12 protein-coding genes and 1 pseudogene are annotated in these 15,791 nt (G+C 60.8%); 7 read left to right on the top strand and 6 right to left on the bottom strand.

Translation table 11 applies throughout. The features are described 5' to 3' along the window. Nucleotides 1-14: 14 nt before the first annotated feature. Nucleotides 15-860 carry a carbon-nitrogen hydrolase family protein gene (locus J8G15_RS16195; RefSeq protein ID WP_210543394.1) on the bottom strand — a complete coding sequence of 282 codons (846 nt, stop codon included), beginning with the start codon at nt 858-860 and terminating at the stop codon, nt 15-17. After that, nucleotides 857-4,942: a YhdP family protein gene (locus J8G15_RS16190; protein ID WP_210543392.1), complete on the bottom strand. Its 4,086-nt coding sequence runs from the start codon at nt 4,940-4,942 to the stop codon at nt 857-859. The genes J8G15_RS16195 and J8G15_RS16190 overlap by 4 nt, the downstream gene beginning before the upstream one ends. Nucleotides 4,943-4,957: 15 nt before the next feature. Between J8G15_RS16190 and glnE the strand changes: the two genes are divergently transcribed. Both glnE and J8G15_RS16180 read left to right on the top strand, forming a co-directional pair. Then, nucleotides 4,958-7,681 carry a bifunctional [glutamate--ammonia ligase]-adenylyl-L-tyrosine phosphorylase/[glutamate--ammonia-ligase] adenylyltransferase gene (gene glnE, locus J8G15_RS16185; protein ID WP_210543390.1) on the top strand — a complete coding sequence of 908 codons (2,724 nt, stop codon included), beginning with the start codon at nt 4,958-4,960 and terminating at the stop codon, nt 7,679-7,681. A 294-nt stretch (nt 7,682-7,975) separates the two neighbouring features. After that, entirely contained in the window at nt 7,976-8,131 is a 156-nt protein-coding gene (locus J8G15_RS16180; RefSeq protein WP_210547696.1) for a hypothetical protein, read from the top strand. A gap of 601 nt (nt 8,132-8,732) precedes the next feature. Here J8G15_RS16180 and alkB read toward each other — a convergent pair. Next, nucleotides 8,733-9,383: pseudogene (gene alkB / locus J8G15_RS16175) on the bottom strand (DNA oxidative demethylase AlkB); the annotation flags it as partial. 285 nt (nt 9,384-9,668) lie between these two features. Between alkB and J8G15_RS16170 the strand changes: the two are divergent. From J8G15_RS16170 to pssA, 3 genes are read left to right on the top strand one after another with little or no spacing between them, the layout of a single operon-like run. Continuing rightward, the gene (locus tag J8G15_RS16170) at nt 9,669-9,920 is read left to right on the top strand and encodes a hypothetical protein (protein WP_210547629.1); all 252 of its coding nucleotides are present in this window, start codon (nt 9,669-9,671) and stop codon (nt 9,918-9,920) included. A gap of 9 nt (nt 9,921-9,929) precedes the next feature. Beyond that, nucleotides 9,930-10,412 carry a GNAT family N-acetyltransferase gene (locus J8G15_RS16165; RefSeq protein ID WP_240538335.1) on the top strand — a complete coding sequence of 161 codons (483 nt, stop codon included), beginning with the start codon at nt 9,930-9,932 and terminating at the stop codon, nt 10,410-10,412. Between the two features lie 39 nt (nt 10,413-10,451). Further along, a complete protein-coding gene (gene pssA, locus J8G15_RS16160) occupies nt 10,452-11,069 on the top strand; it encodes a CDP-diacylglycerol--serine O-phosphatidyltransferase (protein WP_240538334.1) in 618 nt (205 codons plus the stop codon). Nucleotides 11,070-11,106: 37 nt separating this feature from the next. Here pssA and J8G15_RS16155 read toward each other — a convergent pair whose 3' ends face one another. Continuing rightward, nucleotides 11,107-11,391: a hypothetical protein gene (locus J8G15_RS16155; protein ID WP_210543388.1), complete on the bottom strand. Its 285-nt coding sequence runs from the start codon at nt 11,389-11,391 to the stop codon at nt 11,107-11,109. 283 nt (nt 11,392-11,674) lie between these two features. Between J8G15_RS16155 and J8G15_RS16150 the strand changes: the two genes are divergently transcribed. Beyond that, nucleotides 11,675-12,382, top strand: a complete 708-nt coding sequence (locus J8G15_RS16150) for a glutathione S-transferase N-terminal domain-containing protein (protein ID WP_210543386.1) — start codon at nt 11,675-11,677, stop codon at nt 12,380-12,382. Nucleotides 12,383-12,400: 18 nt separating this feature from the next. Continuing rightward, nucleotides 12,401-13,507 carry a DNA glycosylase AlkZ-like family protein gene (locus tag J8G15_RS16145; protein WP_210543383.1) on the top strand — a complete coding sequence of 369 codons (1,107 nt, stop codon included), beginning with the start codon at nt 12,401-12,403 and terminating at the stop codon, nt 13,505-13,507. A gap of 274 nt (nt 13,508-13,781) precedes the next feature. On the opposite strand, the gene J8G15_RS16140 is transcribed toward J8G15_RS16145, so the two are convergent. Next, on the bottom strand, nt 13,782-14,573 hold the full coding sequence (locus tag J8G15_RS16140) for a hydroxyacylglutathione hydrolase (protein ID WP_210543381.1): 792 nt from the start codon (nt 14,571-14,573) through the stop codon (nt 13,782-13,784). 159 nt (nt 14,574-14,732) lie between these two features. Beyond that, nucleotides 14,733-15,779 carry an ABC transporter ATP-binding protein gene (locus tag J8G15_RS16135; RefSeq protein WP_210543380.1) on the bottom strand — a complete coding sequence of 349 codons (1,047 nt, stop codon included), beginning with the start codon at nt 15,777-15,779 and terminating at the stop codon, nt 14,733-14,735. Nucleotides 15,780-15,791: the final 12 nt, after the last annotated feature.

Here is a 15,791-nt window from a genome sequence, read left to right as displayed (position 1 = left end):
CCGCCCGTGGGCGTTCACAGAACACGGTGTGCCAGGGCAGGAAGACTGGTCCTGCAGGCCGTCAAGCGCTCAAAACTGAACTCGGCGGCGACCCAGCCCGCGTTTTCCGCGCGCTCGGCCAAGACATCGCCCCACGGATCCACCAAGATAGACTGACCCCAGGTTCGCCGGCCATTGTCGTGCACGCCGCCTTGCGCCGCCGCTGCCACATACGCCAGGTTCTCAATGGCGCGGGCGCGCAACAGCAACTCCCAATGCGCTTTGCCGGTGGTGTAGGTGAAGGCACTGGGCACCAGCAGCACATCAGCGCCGGCCCGCGCATAGGCCCGGTACATCTCAGGGAATCGCAAGTCGTAACAAATACTGAGCCCAATACGCCAACGATGCCCGTCTCGCGATGGCAGGTCAAACAGCACAGGCTCATGACCGGGAGCCAGCACGCGGGACTCATCGTAGGATTCCTGGCCATTGTCAAACCGGAACAGGTGAATCTTGTCGTAGCGGGCCACACACTGGCCTTGCGGGTTGTAGACCAAGCTGCTGTTAAAGACCCGGTTCGCCGCGTCACCGCTGGCACCATCACCCGCCGGAGCCGGCACCGACAACGGCACGGTCCCGCCCACGATCCACACACCCAACTCCCGCGCACTGTCCGCCAAAAATTGCTGAAGCGGGCCCGATCCATAGATTTCCTGAATCGCGAGTTTGTCGGCGTCGCGCTGCCCCAGCAAACAAAAGTACTCGGGCAACACGACCAGTTCGGCACCGTCCTGCGCGGCCTCGCTCATCAAACGACGGGCCTGCGCAAGATTGCCCGGCACGTCCGAGCCGGACACCATTTGAATCGTTGCAACTTTCACTGGGTTTCCTCTTTCTTCACGTTGGCGCCGCGCTCGACCTTGGTCACTCGGGGCTCAGTCCAGCTGCCATCCACATGCAACTCCTGTGTCGCCGCTTCAATCAGCGGGCGGCGTAAAAACATTTGGGCCAAAAAGGTGCCCAGTCCAACTGCCGGATTGATGACAGTGGCAATCAGGGAGGCTGTGCCAGCATTGATTTCCGGCACCACAATCACTTTGAGGTCCTGGGTTTCACGGGCAATATTGGCTTGCCCGTCCATCAAGACCGCCGCGTTAACGCCCTTCATCTGCAAGTTGTTGGTGGTCGCAATGCCTTGCGCGATCTTCACGTCACCCCTCAAAAAATCAAAGGCAAAACCGTCCGAGAAAACGTCCCGAAAATCCAGTGTCAGGCGACGCGGGAGCGACTGAAGGCTGAGCACCCCCAGCAACTTCGCAATGCCCGGGTCCGCCTTCAAAAACTGACCATTCTCCACATTCACAGAGAAGGCGCCGTTCATCGACGGATAGTCCAGCGTGATGGGCGAACCGATCCATGCCACATGCCCCTCCATCTTGCCGCTGCCTTTGCGAACCACGTCTTTCATGCCCAATCGATTCAACAACTCGCCGGAATCAGAAATGTCGAACTTGAAGTTCATCACGGTACGACGGCGCCCGGGGTTGGCCGACTGGGCATTGGTGCTGGCCCAGTTGCCATTGGCCGTGAGTCTCGCCTCGGGGGTGATGACATTGAACTTGCTCAGCCGCCACTCGCGCACACCCCCCTCTCGCGTGGACAGATCGCCGCCACGATTGAGCGCCTCCACCTCCATGCGCCCCAATGATTTGCCACGCAACTCAAAGTCATCCACCACAATATCCAGGGCGGGGATACTCGCGGGCTGCTCGCCCAACAGGGTCTCCACCACATTGACTGCGCTGGGCTCAATCACCAACCTGGACAGACGTGCGAACACCCGCCCCGCCTCCGTTTCAGACGGCTGGCGGTATTCCAGGTACCCGTTCAGCTGGCGGGCGTCCAGATTGGCCCGCCATAGCGCGCCGTCCCGGGAACCACCCACAACCAATTGGTTCAGCTTGCGCCCCCCCAACGTCAGCTCCTGGGCTCGCACAGCAATACTGGTCGGAAAATAGGCCAGGGCGGCATCCTTGTGCGCCGGCGTGCCAGACGAAGCGGCTGCGCCGCCAGCCACAGCGAATGCCTGCGTCAGAACCGTACGCCAAGCATCCACATCCAGAGTGGCCAGATTCAGGTTGGCGCCCACGCCATTCAATGGCATCACCACGGACTCGTCAGAGGCCAGGCCGACACCAATGCTGCCGCGCAGCACTTTCGGGATGCTTGGGCCGAGGTCGCGTTGATAGACTACGTTCACCAAACGCCCCAAATCCAGTGCCAACTGGTCACGCAACCGAACCTGACCGTCAGGCCCTGGTTGCAGTGACTCGCGAATCAAGGACGTCTCCAGTCGCAGTGGCAGCATCGCGTCCGCCCCTTTGCCCAGCGGCGCGGGAAAACTCAAAGCCATCCCCTGCAAATTGCTGCTGACCGCGACCTCGGGATGACCCGCTCGAAACCCCAGCACGGCCGTATAGGCGGCGCTGCCACTGGCGCGTTGCGCCAAGCCTGCCACCAGACCCAGCTCTTTCGCCTGCCGCAACCCTTCCGCCGTGGCTGTGCCGCTGGCGCGCAAAACCACCGACGGCCCTGTCATTTGGGTCTGCACAATGGCGCCGCTGGGCGCCACCGAGCCCCCTTCCAACCGCACATCGCCGCCCAGCATGCGCGCCTGCCCACCGGTCACCGAAAACCCTTTCTCGGAAAAGGCGACCACTCCGCGCGCCCGAGAGAGCTTGGGCGTGTCCGGCGTGATCTGCAGGTCATTGCCACCCAGAGTGACGCTGCCCTGTACGGTCGAATTGTTCAGGTTGAAAATTGGCAAGCCCAGTTTGAGGGTGTAGTCTGCGACGCCGCTGGCCACTGCGCTCTCCAGGGCTCGACCAATCATCCCGTTCAATGGCGACCCATTGACGATACCCAACACGTCAGACAGGGGCCCACGCGCTTTGGCGCTGACATTCACCGTGGCGTGGTTCAAATCATTGATGTCTGCGCTGATCTCACTGAGCTTGATAACGTCCAGGGCACCCGTTCTGGCCTGCCCGCGCCTGACTTGCAACTGCATGCCGTCGATCAGCAATTCGCCATTGATTTGCTTCAGGGCCGGCCAGGGAAAGTCGCCCGGCGTCTGCAGCGCCGCAGGCACGTAAAGCAGCGTGGCGTTTTGTACCTCGGCGCTGATTTTGAAATCCCCAAGCTTGGGATCTGCCGACGGAATGTCGTGCAAATCTCCGTTGACGAGAAACTTGACCTGACGAGCAGTCCCAGCGGTAATGGCGTCCCGAACATAGTCCCGCACCGACGTCTGAATGGCCAGCGGTAAATAGCGATGCACCCGGGTGCCGTTGACGTCCGTCAGCGTGGCCTGCAGGTCCAACACACCGGGAAACCGGGCATGGCGACTGTTCTTGGCCGGGTCACTGGTAGCCCACCTGATCTGCGCCGCGCCTCTTGCGTCGGCGTTTCTGAATTTCAGGTTGGGCAACTCCACCTCGATGTGCTCACCTTTGATTTTCCAACGCGCCTCGGTCAACAAATCGGCCAACTCGATGTCGGGCTCGGCAAAAAACGTCGGCAACGCCACCTGACCATTCGCCATCTCAATGCGGGCCTTGCCGCCTGACTGGTTGAGGTCAAACTCCAGGTTGGCACCGCGAATGCCTGGCGCATCACCCACTGGCGCGAGCGCCAACTGTTGAATGGCACCCTTGACCTCGTACTGTGTCAAATCCTGCAGCGCACCCTGCCAGTTGGCCTGAAGCCGGAGGACCAGCCCGAGCGGCTGATGGGCAGCCAACGTGCGGCGAATGTCGTCACCCAATGGCAGGCGGTCTGCAATCTGGGACAGGGCCGCCAGATCCAGGCGATCCGCCGTCAACTCGCCTCGGGCGGGCGTCTTATCGCCTGCGGCCAAGTGCAACACCCTCACATTGCCGCCTGGCCAACGCAGGCCATCGCGGGTATCAAATGCCAATCCTTGGGTCGAAAACTCAAACCCGTTGGCCTGTTGTTGCGCGCCCAGACGACCTTTGACCAAGTCCAGCGCCAGCGCCTTCAAATCTTTGCCCAGCGTGACATCGACTTCTGCCAGCGCCACATCAGCCGTGCCACCCACCAGTCTGCCACGGGCCACATTGGCCCAGGCCCGCACCGCGCCTCTGCCCTGCTTTAAATCGACCCCCAAGTCAGCATAGCGACGCAACTCCGACAAATCGATCCGGTTGAACCCGGTATACAAGTCGCCACTCCAGTCCTGCCATTGACTCTTTTGGCGCGATAACAGCGGCTGGGTAAAAACCCCCATGGCCGTGAACCGATCTCCCCACAGGTCTGGCGGCGTGGCATCCAGCCGAAGTGCGTGTTTTCTCCCCCGATTTCTCACCACCAGCTCGACCTGATTCAGCACCAGGGGGGGCACCTCGCGGGTCTCATCGGTCCACCGAATCCGTCCGTCGTGAATGGCGAACTCTGTTTGCGAGAAAAACCAATTGGCCGCCCCGTTATCGTCGCCCTGATTTTTTGAAAAGTCCAGCCCGGCCACATAAATCCGGCCATCCTTGGTGCGCCTGATATTGAGGTCGGGACGCTCTACATATAACTGTTCAAACCCCAGGCGCAAGACCGACTGCGGCGACAAGGCAGCCAGCACCCGCGGCAGGACAAGGGCTTCGCGCCCCAGGCCATCAAAGAGCTGAACCTGCGTCAATTCAAAGGACGGAATCAATCCGGTGGAGTGCGCCTGGATCGCACCAATACGCACCGGCACCCCCAGCACCCGAGAGGCATGAGCCTCCAGCTGCGGGCGAAACTCCCCGATTCGCGGCACAATGAGCCAGTGCAACGCGCCCCACGCCAGCCCGAATACAAGCCAGCCCGCGAGCACCAGACTCAAGGCCCAACGCGCCAGGATTGCCCCAGTTTTCAGGAGTGGTGAAGGGAGCGGCGTCGTGTCAATCATTGTGAGCTTGTAAACATGACAGGAATTATGACCCGCCCCACCTTGTCCACCCACTCCCGCTTTGGCCAGCGCGTGCGCCGCCGTTACGAGGGCCAGATGCATTTGCTGGCACAGGGCATCCCGAACCAAACCACCATGTCACAGGCCTTTGCAGCGCTGCGCGAGCAGGGTCTGGACACCGGCGGCGCATTGCGCGTGACCCGGCAACTGGTGCTGGAGCGCCTCTGCTGCCTTGATTGCGACGATCGGGCCCCGCTGGATCAGATCACCCGGGCCATGACGGACCTGGCTGAATTTGCCCTGAATACCGCCTGGGGCGAAGTACTGCTGGCGCTGGACGAGACCCACGGCACACCGCAAACCCACGATGGGCGACGCGCCCAGGTCTGGATTGTCGGCATGGGTAAACTGGGCGCGCGTGAGCTCAATGTATCCAGTGATATCGACCTGATTTACGTCTACGACGAAGACGGTGAAACCACCGGCAACGCCCAGGGGCGTGGGCAAACCTCCAACCACGAGTACTTCAGCAAAGTCGTCAAGGCCATTTACAGCCTGGTGGGCGATACCACCGAGCATGGTTTTGTCTTTCGCGTCGACTTGGCACTGCGCCCCAATGGCAATTCCGGGCCCGCCGCCGTGTCACTGGACGGCTTGGAGACCTACCTTCATGTTCAGGGCCGGGAGTGGGAGCGTTTTGCTTGGCTCAAGAGCCGCGTGGTGGCACCCCTCGTGCATGTGGCCGATGGCGCGGCACAACCGCTTCGCAGCGTGGTAGTTCCGTTTGTCTTTCGCCGCTACCTGGACTACAGCGTTTTTGACGCCCTTCGCATCTTGCACAAACAGATTCGTGACCACGCCGGCAAGCGCAGTGCAGGCCGCCCGGAGCGGGCCAACGATGTCAAGTTGTCGCGAGGCGGCATCCGTGAAATTGAATTCACGGTGCAGTTGCTACAAGTAGTGCGCGGCGGTCAGTTTCCAGAACTGCGCACCCGTCCCACCGTGAGTGCGCTGACCCGTCTGGTCACGGCAGGCCTGATGCCAGAGGCAACCGCGCAGGCACTGGCCGAGGCCTATGTTTTTCTGCGCCAGGTTGAACACCGCATTCAATACCTGGACGATCAGCAAACCCACGTGCTGCCCACCGACGATCAGGACCTGAACTGGATCGCCACCACGATGGGGTTTGACAGCCTGCAACCGTTTCTGCAACAGCTCGACTCGCACCGCGAGGTGGTAGCGCAAGAATTCGACAAATTGTTGGGTGGCGGCGCTGGCAAAACCTGCAACGGTTGCAAAGGGGACAAAACGGCGCTGGCTGATCTCAGCCTCGAAGATTTGCTTGAGCATCTTCCCGGGCAATTCGGCACCCGAATCGCCGAGTGGCAGAACAACCCCCGAATTTTGGCCTTGCGGGACGACTCCCGAGCCCGATTGATCCGCCTAGTTGCCCGCACCGGCCAGTGGCTCGCCGATGGCAAAGTCACTGAAACGGCTGCCGTGCGGCTGGCCGACTGGATGGAGCCGCTGCTGCGCCGGGAAAGTTATCTGGCACTGCTGCTGGAGCGTCCAAACGTGCATGAACGACTGCTTCGCTTGTTGGGCGCAGCCCGTTGGCCGGCCCGCTATCTGTTGATGCATCCTGGTGTGATTGACGAGTTGGCCAACGCCAGCATGCTCAATGAACGCTTCTCTTCTGCCGACTTCGAGCACGAACTGGAGCACCGACGGGCCTCGCTGTCTGGCACCGGCGAAGACGACGACGAGTCCTTGCTGAACCTGCTGCGCCGTGCCCACCACGCCGAGGTTTTCCGAACCCTTGCCCGTGACGTGGAAGGCAAGCTGAGCGTTGAGGCCGTGGCCGACGACCTGAGCTGTCTGGCGGAAACCATACTTCGGCTCACCACCCGCTGGTGCTGGGAGCGCCTGAACAACAAGCACCGCGATGAGCCCCAATTCGCCATCATTGCCTATGGAAAACTGGGCGGAAAAGAACTGGGCTATGGCAGTGATCTGGACATTGTGTTTGTCTTCGACGATGACGATGACCGAGCAGGCGAGGTCTATGGCAAGCTGGTTCGCAAGCTGATCAACTGGCTGACCGTCAAGACTGGTGAAGGCGATCTTTACGAAATTGACACCGCCCTGCGACCTAACGGCAACTCTGGCTTGCTGGTCACCAGCTTTGAAGCCTACGCGAACTACCAGCAACGCCGCGGCAGCAACACCGCCTGGACCTGGGAACACCAAGCCATGACACGGGCACGCTTTTGTCAGGGAGATGACGCCTTGCGCCAGCAGTTTAACGCGGTTCGCAAAGCCGTGATTGCCTCCCCCCGTGTGGACGGCGATTTAAAAGCGGAGATCACATCGATGCGCGACAAGGTGCGCGCGGCTCACCCCGTTCGAGGCGACCACTTTGACGTCAAACACAGCCCGGGCGGCATGATCGACATTGAGTTCGTCATGCAATATCTGGTACTGAACAACGCCGAAAAACACCCTGAGCTGACGGACAACGCCGGCAATATTGCCTTGCTGGAGCGCGCTGAGCACGCCGGCCTGCTGCCGGCCGGTATGGGCCACGCGGCGGCCAGCGCCTACCGCGCCCTGCGCCGGGTGCAGCACGAGGCCCGGCTGAACGAGCAGCCGACCCAGGTCCTTTTGACCGAACTTCAGCCCGAACGTGAAGCCGGTTTATCGCTTTGGAAGGCCGTCTTCGGGAGCGGACCCGCGTAGCGAGATGCTCCTGTTTTGATAGCTTTTTGCGCTTGATCCATAAGGGTTAGGCGCATGTTTCCATTCAAAAAAATACCCCCCGCCTGCCTATTACGGCCCCTCCAAGGACATCGCTGGACGCGCGCTTGAGATTTATCAAGCCCATGCGACTACCGTCCCCTACCCTTAATCAACCGAGATTTATTCTTGACGTTCAAGGACAGCCATGCCGCCCCCTCCAACAGCTCCCCGACGAAGCCTCAGACATCAACCCGGCGGCATCCGACTGCGGCGCGCGCACCCGTCACAAAATGCATGAAGGCATTGGCTGACCAAGACCCCTTGTGGGAGCTGGACTCGTATGAGACCCTGCCGGAAATGGAGCGAGAAATTGGCATGGCGGACTGGCTAGACCCAGAAACCGGAGAGCCCGCCGAGGGGTTGTCGCCCCCACACCTCGAGGCGGATTGAGGTTGACACGGGGCGCGGGCGTCACGGCCCGTGGGTAAGACCCATTTGCTCGATCAGTTGCCGTGTGATGGCCTGCGCTTCACGTCGGCGGCCTTCGTCCCTTTCAAATTGCCAATCCGAAAGGGCTAAAGACAGCCCAGTCAGGGCGTCGCGTAAGGCCAGCAGTTGAGTAAGCATTTGCATCCGGCACGCTGGGCAGTTGCAGATGGGTGGCTGATTCGAAGACATCCCTCGTCCCTCCTAAGGGCGGGTCGCCAAGTGACGGGGCGACCCCGTTTAAATTCACATGCAGATTCAAGCGTAGGCCATCCACCCTCACGCCGGTTGATAAATCGCAGGGAACGAGAGATCCGCGCCTGGCGAAGCAGTCATGAAGCGCGGGGCTCGTCGATGGCTTTTGCGCTCCCCCGGGCCAAGGTGGCACGGGCATCGGCCAGTGACTGCAAGCGCTCGCGCAGGTAGTCGGCCAGACGCTGCTGCTGGCTAATGGCAGCGTTGACTTTGCTATAGATTAAATAGCTTTTTGCGATCGCTACACAAGCGCTAGAGGCCTATTTTTCAGAAACTCACCCCTGTAAGGAGCCTGCCAGTCAGGCGGCGCAGCGCATCGAAATGTCAGGTTCAGCCGCCGCCGGCCCAGCAGAGTGTGCTCGCCATCGGCCAGTGCGGCCACACCATGGTAGGTCAGGCGGGATGGGCCGCCCCAGACCACGACATCGCCATGCACCAGCCGGTAGCGCTGGGGACGATCGCTGCGGCTGGCCGTTCCAAACAAAAACACGGCGGGCAAACCCAGCGAGACCGAGACGATCGGGGCCGACAGGTCAAGTTCATCCTTGTCCTAGTGCAGCGAGAGCTTGGCGCCGGGCACGTACTCGTTGATCAGGCAGGCCGTGGGCTGAAAGAACGCATACCCCGCTTGCGCGGCGGCTCGCTGGGCCAAGTCCATGAAGCAGGCAGGCATGGCAGGCCAAGGCTGACGAGAGAGCGGGTCCCGGCTGGTATAGCGGTAGCCCTGCGGGTCAGACGTCCAGCCCAACGCACCGCAATTGCTCATGGCCACCGACATGGTGTAACCCCCCGGCGTTTGCAGGTGGCGCAGCGGCGCATGTGCAAGCACGGTCTCAATGGCCTGCAAAAGCTCGACGTCTGGGGAGCGGGCAAAGGCGCGCATAATCACCGCGCCGGGGGCCAGGGTGTCCTGGGTGCTTTCAGGCGGTGGGGGCAGGTCGTCAAACAGGTCGGGGGTCACGTTGGAGGTGGCTGTGGGGAAGCAGGTGAGGTATTTTGCACAGAAGGGCACCGCTCAGTGCCCGCCAACCTACTTTCGACTGTGTATTTTTACTCCCATTTTGATAGCTTTATACGCATATCCCGAAAGGGGCGGGAGCTTTTTCTTGCCTAATTCTCGTCACCTGCAGGGCAGCGAAAGCGCCCGAGCCACGCTCCGGCGACAATCACCCCCTGCGACACGCCCGCCTTTCATGGCCGCGGCACTGACGCGTCGCCCCACTCAATTGCTGAAATGACTACCCCCATGACCGATGACCTGAACCGCCACCACGAACTCCAAAAAATGCAACTCTGCGAGGCCTGCGCCGGCATTCAACGCAACTGGCGTCGCGCCCCCGGTCACCCCGAGTTGGTACAAGGCACCAACCGCACCGAGACCCACAAACATGGGCAGGTGAACATCACCAAGTACTGCTGCGAGCGCTGTGGCACCAATTGGGAATACGAAAACAACAAGGTCAACCGCCACGCCGGTTGGTCGGTGATCGGCGGATAAGCCCCCGCCGTGAAGCTGCACCTGCGTGCCATGCGCAGAGGCGACGAGTACGCGCTGCGCAAAGTGTTTCACTCGTCAGTGCACGACATTGCCTGCAAGGACTACACGGTCGACCAGTTGGCCGCCTGGGCGCCCGAGGCCTATGACGTGGCCCCTTGGGCCGAGCGCATCAAAAGCAACCCACCCTTCATCGCGGACGCCAGCGGCGTCGTGGCAGGTTTTGCGGTGTTGCTGGACGACGGCACCATCGACCAGTTTTTTGTCGGCAGCGCCTTTGCCGGCCAGGGCGTGGCCCGCCTCTTGATGACGCACATTCACCAGCAAGCCGCGCGCCGGGGACTGGCCGAGTTGCAGGCGGATGTGAGCCTGACGGCCGAGCCTTTCTTTTTGCTGAGCGGCTTTGAGGTGGTGCAGCGCCAGCAGGTAGCAATGGGCGACGTGATTTTGGCCAACGCCAAAATGAGCAAGCGTCTGCGCGTCTCCCCTGTTTAAGGGTCGGCAACGCTGTCGAAGTGGCGTATTCTTGGGGCTATGAACACACAAAAACCTTTCGCGATGATTCGGGAATTTCACTTGGCCGACTGGTTCACCCTGGGCAATGCCGTGTGTGGCACGGGGGCCTTGTTCTCCACCATGACGTACCTGGAAACCGGTTTGGTGCAGCATGTGTACTTTGCCTGCGCGCTGGTACTGGCAGCGCTGGTCTTTGATGTGCTGGATGGACGCATTGCCCGCTGGCGGCAAAAAACATCGGCCATGGGTCGGGAGCTGGATTCGCTGGCCGACATCATCTCGTTTGGCGTGGCACCGGCGGTGATTGCCTACGGTTGCGGCATGCAGGGTTTGTATGACCGCATTGTGCTGACCTGTTTTGTGGCCTGCGGCGTCTCGCGCCTGGCCCGCTACAACGTGACAGCCGAAAGCCTGTCCGACGGCGGCGACAAGGTGAAATACTTTGAGGGCACGCCGATTCCCACCTCGGTTGTCCTCGTCATGCTGCTGGCCTGGGCCGCCTCACAAGGCGCCGTGGGCGAGTCAATGTGGCTGGGCAAAGTCATCATTGGCGGCTTTACGCTGCACCCACTGGTACTGCTGTTTGCCCTGTCCGGCTCCCTGATGGTCAGCCGCATCCGCCTTCCCAAGCTCTGAGCCCGTTCGACAAGACCCCAGAATCGACTGGCACCGCCTACTCGCCAGGGTCCAACAAACCCCGCACAAGGCTGGCCTCGCAGGCCTTGAACACGACGTAGGCGAGCATGCTCAGGTAGCCGGTCGCCAGCACCTCCAGCAGTTGCTGTGCACCGCCATCCATCAATGCCTGCCAGCCATGGCGAGCAATCAAATTGAGATTGGCGCGGGCCACAAAAAACAAGTTCAGCGAGCCGACGCCAAAGACAAAAAAGGCAATCCCCAAAGTCACAAAGCTGAGCCAGCGACGTGACAGGATGACGCGTTGAAACCAGGATTTCATGACTGTAGAGCCCTCCAAAATAGGGTGATGCATTTCTGTCAGCCTAACCCATACCCGGGGAAGGCAAGTGAGTGTTCCGCGAGTTTCGGGCGGCCATCCAGATTTAGCCTGATATTCATTCGATAGCTTCTTGAGCCCGCTTTTATTGGGCAAGATCACGACGTGCCCCATAACTCAATGCCCATCGTGCTGCATGGCACAGGTTTTTATTGTTGAGTTCAAAATGAATCCACTGGCACGTACACCAATCCAGTGGTATGCCTCAATGACTTCAAGGACGTTCATGACCGACACCCTGCTGACCCACCCCATCACCGCGAAGTGGCCCGCGCAGCACCCGCAGCGTTTGCAGTTGTACTCACTGCCTACCCCCAACGGGGTCAAGGTGTCCATCATGCTGGAGGAAATCGGCCTCACCTACGAGCCCCACCTGGTGAACTTTGAGAAACAGGACCAGATGTCGCCCGCCTTCTTGGCGCTCAACCCCAACAACAAGATTCCCGCCATTCTGGACCCGAACGGGCCGGGCTGTCAGCCTTTTGCTTTGTTTGAATCGGGCGCAATTCTTCTGTACCTGGCCGAAAAAAGCGGGCAATTTTTGCCCAGCGACCCGGCACTGCGCCTGGAGACCATTCAGTGGCTGATGTGGCAAGTGGGCGGCGTGGGCCCCATGTTTGGGCAACTGGGTTTCTTTCACAAGTTCGCCGGCAAAGACTATGAGGACAAACGCCCACTCGATCGCTATGTGGCGGAAACCACGCGCTTGCTCAATGTCTTGAATCAACGGTTGGAAACGCGCCCCTGGGTTCTGGGAGAGGACTACACCATTGCCGATATCGCCATCTTCCCGTGGGTGCGGGGATTGCTGGACTTTTACCAGGCCGGTGCGCTTGTTGGCATTGAAAACTTTCCCCATGTCACCCGCGCGCTGGCCGCCTTTGTGACCCGCCCCGCCGTGGCGCGCGGACTGGCGATTCCCGCACGCAACTGACCCCCGTCCCGGCTTGCCATGACGATCACGCTGGATCAACTGCGCGGCTATGCGGTGGCGCGTACCCTGTTCACGCCCACAACACTGGCGCGGGCCATTCACCGGCTGGGTTTTGTGCAGGCCGACCCTATTCGCGCCCCGGCGCGGGCCCAAGACCTGATCTTGCGCCACCGCGTCAAAGCCTACTGCGCGGGCGACTTGGAGCGGCGCTACGCCCAACTTGGCATCGAAGAAGATTTCTTTGTGAACTACGGCTTTCTGCCGCGCGCGACGCAAAGTCTGATGCACCCACGCACGCCCCGTGAGGCGTGGCCACCAGAGCGCCAAACCCAGGCCCTGGCTGTGCTGGACTATGTGCGCGCCAACGGCGTGGTTCACCCGCGCCAGGTGGACGCCCACTTTGCCCACGGCTCCGCACGCAACTGGTTTGGCGGCAAGTCCAACATCAGCACCCAGTTGCTGGACGACATGCACCACCGCGGCCAGTTGCGCATTGCCGGGCGCGCGAGCGGGGTGCGTACCTATGCCGCGCAGCCCTTGCTGACGCCCGAAGCCGGTGAAACCAAGATCGACCCCCAGCACAAGATGGACGCCTTGGTGGATGTGATCGTCGGCTTGTACGCGCCGCTGCCGGAGCGCTCGCTGGGCGAGTTGATTGGCTACCTGCGCGGCGGCGTTCCCCAGTGGCGAGACCACCGAAGGGCTGCATTTCAGCGCGCCAAATTGCGGCTTCCTTCGGCACATGTCGACGGCGTGACCTGGTTCTGGCCTGAAGGCGAGGCGCCCGCCTCGCGGCGCCATGCACCCAACGACGTGGTGCGTCTGCTGGCACCGTTTGACCCGGTCGTATGGGACCGCCGGCGCTTTGAGTTGCTGTGGGGATGGGCGTATCGCTTTGAGGCGTATACGCCAGCCCCCAAACGGGTGCGGGGCTACTACGCGCTGCCGCTGCTGTGGCGTGACCAAGTGATCGGCTGGGCCAATCTGGCGGTCAAGGACGACGCGCTGAACGTCGACCTCGGCTTTGTGAGTGGCGAAGCTCCCCGCGACGCCGCTATTGGCGTGGCGCTGGACAAGGAGCTTGCCGCATTCTGCACTTTTCTCGGACAACCGCCGCCTGAATAACTGCCGGCGGTATCAACGACCTTGTTGGACAAACGGGTCGCACGATCAACACGGAACTGAATCAGGATCGCGCACGCCAGGGCCTGGTTCAGAGCCCTCTGGTCGCCCTGCGTGGTCAACATCAAAGGCTCACCACGCTGGGAAACCGCCGAGCGACGTACTTTTCTGGCCAGCGATGGCTGTCACGCCTGACTGGGCCATTTTTTCAGTCACCCTCTGACACTGACGGATTTCGAAGCCTTTGCAAAGGCGCAACTCAACGTTGGCTGACGTTCTACCATTGGTTGCGCAGCTCGCGCAGTTTGTTAAACACCATCATCGCGTCCGGCTTGTCCACCAGGTCCGGAAAGGCATCACGCAGTCGCGCAATGACACTGGGACTTTGAAGTCGCAAGAAAGTATTGGTCAGCTTCTCCTGTGCCAGCGTGGCAATTGCCGATGTGTCCGGGTCATGCGCTGCCACAGCGGCCAACAGCGTCATGGCGGCTGCGTTGTCAGGTTCGCGATCCAATGTGAAGCGAAGATTGGTTTCAATGTAGTCATGTCCGGGAAAGACTTGGGTGTTGTCGGGCAAATGCGCAATTTGATCAACAAACGTGTCATAGAGTGCATTGACATCTCCCCCGTTGTGAACATTACCGGCACCCGCATTGAACAATGTATCGCCTGAGAATAATGCCGGCTGGTCCGTGTGGGACAGGAGGCAGATATGACAAAAAGTGTGCCCCGGCGTATCCAAGCACTCCAACTCCACGGTTTTACCGACCTTGATGACGTCCCCAGCTTGCACGCCGCGGTCCACACCGGCAATGCGTCCTCCCGCGCGGTGATGGGCAATCAGCATGGCGCCGGTGGCCGCAATAACGGCCGCATTGCCACCCGTGTGGTCGTGGTGCTCATGCGTGTTCAGAACCTGGGTAATTTGCCAGCCCTTGACGCGCGCCGTGGCCAGTGTTTTCTCATGGTCCAGCGGGTCAATCGCCAGAGCCTCGCCGGTTTCAGGGCAGGCCACCAAATAGTTGAAATTGCGATATGCGTTGCCGGTCCAAATGCGTTCGACGAACATGATTGACTCCAATGTAGGGGGAGAGGGCAGGCGGTGTGAAAGGCCCCATGGTCGCACCAACGGGCAAGGTCGCAAAGTCAGAGCCAGCAATCAACCCAAAATTTCACCCGAATTGCACAGCCGCACACCCCTGAACACGCTTCCTACTTCGCTGCACCGCTAAACCGGCACCACCGAGATACCGCTGGCCGGCAGACGCAGGGTGAGTGCATCGCCCAGCGCCCATGGGTGCTCCACATCAGTAGAGACCACAAAAATGGCGCCCAAGGCAGTGTCGACGGTTAACTCGTAGACGCTGCCCAGGTAGGCCTGCTTGGCCACCACACCCGCCACACCCTCTTCGCCGGAACGACCCACAATCCAGGTCTCAGGACGAATTGCCGCCTTGACTGGACCGGGTTTGACAGGGTGCAACGCCTTAAGCACCAGGTCACCCACGCGCACACTGCCGTCGGCATGGGCCTCACCCGGAAACAGCATGGCCTCGCCCATGAAACCGGCCACAAACTCGCTGTTGGGGCGCACATAGAGGTCGGTGGGACTGCCGGCCTGGGCGACAACGCCGTGGTCCATGACGATGATCTGGTCGCTGACCGCCAAGGCCTCACTCTGGTCATGGGTGACATAAGCCACAGTCAGGCCCAGGCGCTGTTGCAAACCACGAATCTCTTCCCGCATGGAGCGGCGCAGACGGGCATCCAGGTTGGACAGCGGCTCGTCAAACAGCAGCACCGAGGGTTCCAGCACCAGCGCACGCGCAACCGCCACACGCTGCTGCTGGCCGCCAGAGAGTTCGCTGGGCAGGCGGGCGTCAAAACCCGTCAAGCCCACGGCAGCCATGGCGACATGGGCGCGCTCACGCGTCTCGGACGCTTTGACGCCGCTCACACTCAAGCCATAGCTCACGTTGTCCATCACATTCATATGCGGAAACAGGGCGTAGCTTTGAAACACCATGCTGACATTGCGCTCGGCGGGGCCCATGCGGGTGACATCCACACCGTCAATCAGAATCTGGCCGCCGCTGGGGCTTTCCAGACCGGCGATCATGCGCAAGGTGGTGGTTTTTCCGCACCCAGAGGGGCCGAGGATGGTCGTCAACGTGCCCTTGGGTACGGTGAAGCTGATGCCTTTGACCACCAGGGGAGACGATTCGCCGCCATAGCGTTTGGTGACGTTTTTGAATTCAATACCGTTTGAGGTCATGACAATTTTTTT

It is taken from the genome of Rhodoferax sp. PAMC 29310, from assembly GCF_017948265.1.
Classification (GTDB): domain Bacteria; phylum Pseudomonadota; class Gammaproteobacteria; order Burkholderiales; family Burkholderiaceae_C; genus Rhodoferax.
This window is presented reverse-complemented; position numbering and strand designations above follow the sequence as displayed.

Excerpts from the sequence above, each read along its gene's own strand:
- J8G15_RS16155 (WP_210543388.1), bottom strand. The coding sequence starts at position 11,391 with ATGAAATCCTGGTTTCAACGCGTCATCCTGTCACGTCGCTGGCTCAGC.
- J8G15_RS16145 (WP_210543383.1), top strand. The coding sequence starts at position 12,401 with ATGACGATCACGCTGGATCAACTGCGCGGCTATGCGGTGGCGCGTACC.
- J8G15_RS16190 (WP_210543392.1), bottom strand. The coding sequence starts at position 4,942 with ATGATTGACACGACGCCGCTCCCTTCACCACTCCTGAAAACTGGGGCA.
- J8G15_RS16150 (WP_210543386.1), top strand. The coding sequence starts at position 11,675 with ATGACCGACACCCTGCTGACCCACCCCATCACCGCGAAGTGGCCCGCG.
- J8G15_RS16140 (WP_210543381.1), bottom strand. The coding sequence starts at position 14,573 with ATGTTCGTCGAACGCATTTGGACCGGCAACGCATATCGCAATTTCAAC.
- glnE (WP_210543390.1), top strand. The coding sequence starts at position 4,958 with ATGACAGGAATTATGACCCGCCCCACCTTGTCCACCCACTCCCGCTTT.
- J8G15_RS16135 (WP_210543380.1), bottom strand. The coding sequence starts at position 15,779 with ATGACCTCAAACGGTATTGAATTCAAAAACGTCACCAAACGCTATGGC.
- J8G15_RS16180 (WP_210547696.1), top strand. The coding sequence starts at position 7,976 with ATGAAGGCATTGGCTGACCAAGACCCCTTGTGGGAGCTGGACTCGTAT.
- J8G15_RS16170 (WP_210547629.1), top strand. The coding sequence starts at position 9,669 with ATGACCGATGACCTGAACCGCCACCACGAACTCCAAAAAATGCAACTC.
- pssA (WP_240538334.1), top strand. The coding sequence starts at position 10,452 with ATGAACACACAAAAACCTTTCGCGATGATTCGGGAATTTCACTTGGCC.